This window comes from Streptomyces sp. SID10853, from assembly GCF_010548145.1.
Lineage (GTDB): Bacteria > Actinomycetota > Actinomycetes > Streptomycetales > Streptomycetaceae > Streptomyces.
In genome coordinates this window covers 1-2,182 of sequence record NZ_JAAGLN010000450.1, presented here as the reverse complement: position 1 = coordinate 2,182, position 2,182 = coordinate 1, and the positions used below count along the sequence as shown (strand labels likewise).

Sequence of the window (2,182 nt, the reverse complement as noted above, 5' to 3'; positions counted from 1 at the left end):
GCCGCCGTCCATGCCGCCAGGGGCCAGGGCGCTGCGCGGGTCCCACACCTCGGTGTCCAGTGGCGGCGCGCTCCGCGCCAGCGCCAGCACTGCCTCCAGGTCGCACCCGGCCCGCACCTGCTCCGCCATCGCCGCGACCGCGCCCACCGCGTCGGGCCGCCGCTCCGCCACCGGCACAAGACCCAGATGCCGGGACGGGGTCTGTGCCTGCCCGGTACGCCTGAGCACCCCGAGCACCGGCACCCCCGACTCGTCCAGCGCCTCCCGGAGCAGCGCCTCGTGCCGGTCGGAGCCCACCTTGTTGAGGATCACCCCGCCGATCCGCACCCCCGGGTCCCAGGAGGCGAAGCCGTGCACCAGCGCGGCCGCCGACCTGGACTGCGACGACGCGTCGACCACCAGTACCACCGGCGCCCTGAGCACCTTCGCGACCTGTGCGGTGGACGCCAGCTCGCCCTGCCCGGCCGCCCCGTCGTACAGCCCCATCACGCCCTCGACGACCGCCAGATCCGCGCCGGCCGCGCCGTGTGCGAAGAGCGGCGCGATCAGCTCCGTACCGCAGAGGTACGCGTCGAGATTGCGCCCGGGGCGGCCGGTCGCCAGCGCGTGGTAGCCGGGGTCGATGTAGTCGGGCCCCACCTTGTGCGGCGACACGGCGAGTCCCCGCCCGGCGAACGCGGCCATCAGCCCGGTGGCGACCGTGGTCTTGCCGCTCCCCGACGAGGGTGCGGCTATCACGAGTCTGGCTACCACTCGATGCCCCTCTGCCCCTTCTGCCCCGCGTCCATCGGGTGCTTGACCTTCGACATGTCGGTCACCAGGTCGGCGAAGTCGAGCAGCGGCTGCGGCGCGTTCCGCCCGGTGATCACCACATGCTGGGTGCCGGGCCGGTCCCGCAGCACGGAGACCACCTCGTCGGTGTCCACCCACCCCCAGTGCATCGGGTACGCGAACTCGTCGAGCACGACCAGCCGGTAGCTCTCCGCCGCCAGATCGCGCTTCACCTGCTCCCAGCCCTCGCGGGCCGCCTCCTCGCTGGACTCGATGTCCCGCTGGACCCAGGACCACCCCTCGCCCATCTTGTGCCAGGCGACCGTGCCGCCCTCACCGCTGTCCCCGAGCACCCGCAGCGCCCGCTCCTCGCCGACCTTCCACTTGGCGGACTTCACGAACTGGAACACCCCGATGGGCCAGCCCTGATTCCAGCCGCGCAGCGCGAGCCCGAAGGCCGCGGTCGACTTCCCCTTCCCGATGCCCGTATGCACCATGGTCAGCGGCCGGTTGCGGCGCTGGCGAGTGGTGAGCCCGTCCTCGGGCACGGTGGTCGGCTGTCCCTGCGGCATTACGCTGCCCTCCTCGATGAAGTGCTCTGTACGTCCTTGACGAGCCCGGCGATGCTCTCGGCCCGCAGCTCGTCCAGCGTCACCGCGGTACCGCCGAGCCGCCGCGCCAGTTCCCCGGCGAGGCCGAGCCTGACCGGCCCCGTCTCGCAGTCCACGACGACCGAAGCGACCCCCTCCGCCTCGTGCAGCCGCGCGGCGCGCGCGGCCAGCGCCACCGGATCCGGACCGCCGGTCGCCCTGCCGTCGGTGACGACCACGAGCAGTGGCCGGCGCGACGGGTCCCGCATCCGCTCGACCCTGAGCACCTCATGGGCCTTCAGCAGCCCGGCGGCCACCGGCGTGCGCCCCCCGGTCGGCAGGGTGTCGAGCCGGGCCGCCGCCGCGTCCACCGAAGAGGTCGGCGGCAGCGCGATCTCCGCGTCCTTCCCCCTGAAGGTCACCAGACCCACCTTGTCGCGGCGCTGATACGCGTCGAGCAGCAGCGAGAGCACGGCGCCCTTCACCGCGCTCATCCGCTGCCTGGCCGCCATCGACCCGGAGGCGTCCACCACGAAGAGCACCAGATTGCCCTCGCGGCCCTCACGGGTGGCCTGCCGCAGATCGTCCCTGCGCACCACAAGACCGCGGCCCGACCGTCCGCGCGCCCGCTGATGCGGTGCGGCGGCCTGGACCGTCGCTGCCAGATGCAGCTTGGTGAGGGCGCCCTGCGGCGGGCGCGAACCGGTGGTGCGGCCGTGCTCGGTCCTGGCCCTGGAGCGGCGCCCGGCCGCCCCCTCGCCGAGCCCGGGGACGCTCAGCATCCGCGTACGGAACGGCTCGGCCGCCTTCGCCGCCGCCTG

General features: G+C 73.9%; 3 protein-coding genes. All 3 read right to left on the bottom strand.

The window, feature by feature from the left end; genetic code table 11:
- The coding region (locus G3I19_RS36200) for a cobyrinate a,c-diamide synthase (RefSeq protein ID WP_164267906.1) at window positions 1-753 on the bottom strand (753 nt) is incomplete at its 3' end.
- Entirely contained in the window at window positions 747-1,343 is a 597-nt protein-coding gene (cobO, locus tag G3I19_RS36195) for a cob(I)yrinic acid a,c-diamide adenosyltransferase (RefSeq protein WP_164267905.1), read from the bottom strand. The genes cobO and G3I19_RS36200, both read right to left, overlap by 7 nt.
- Window positions 1,343-2,182 (bottom strand): VWA domain-containing protein (locus G3I19_RS36190; RefSeq protein WP_164267904.1); only part of this gene is annotated, 840 nt, incomplete at its 5' end. The genes G3I19_RS36190 and cobO, both read right to left, overlap by 1 nt.

Coding starts and splice junctions, on each gene's coding strand:
- cobO (WP_164267905.1), bottom strand. CDS start 1,343: ATGCCGCAGGGACAGCCGACCACCGTGCCCGAGGACGGGCTCACCACT.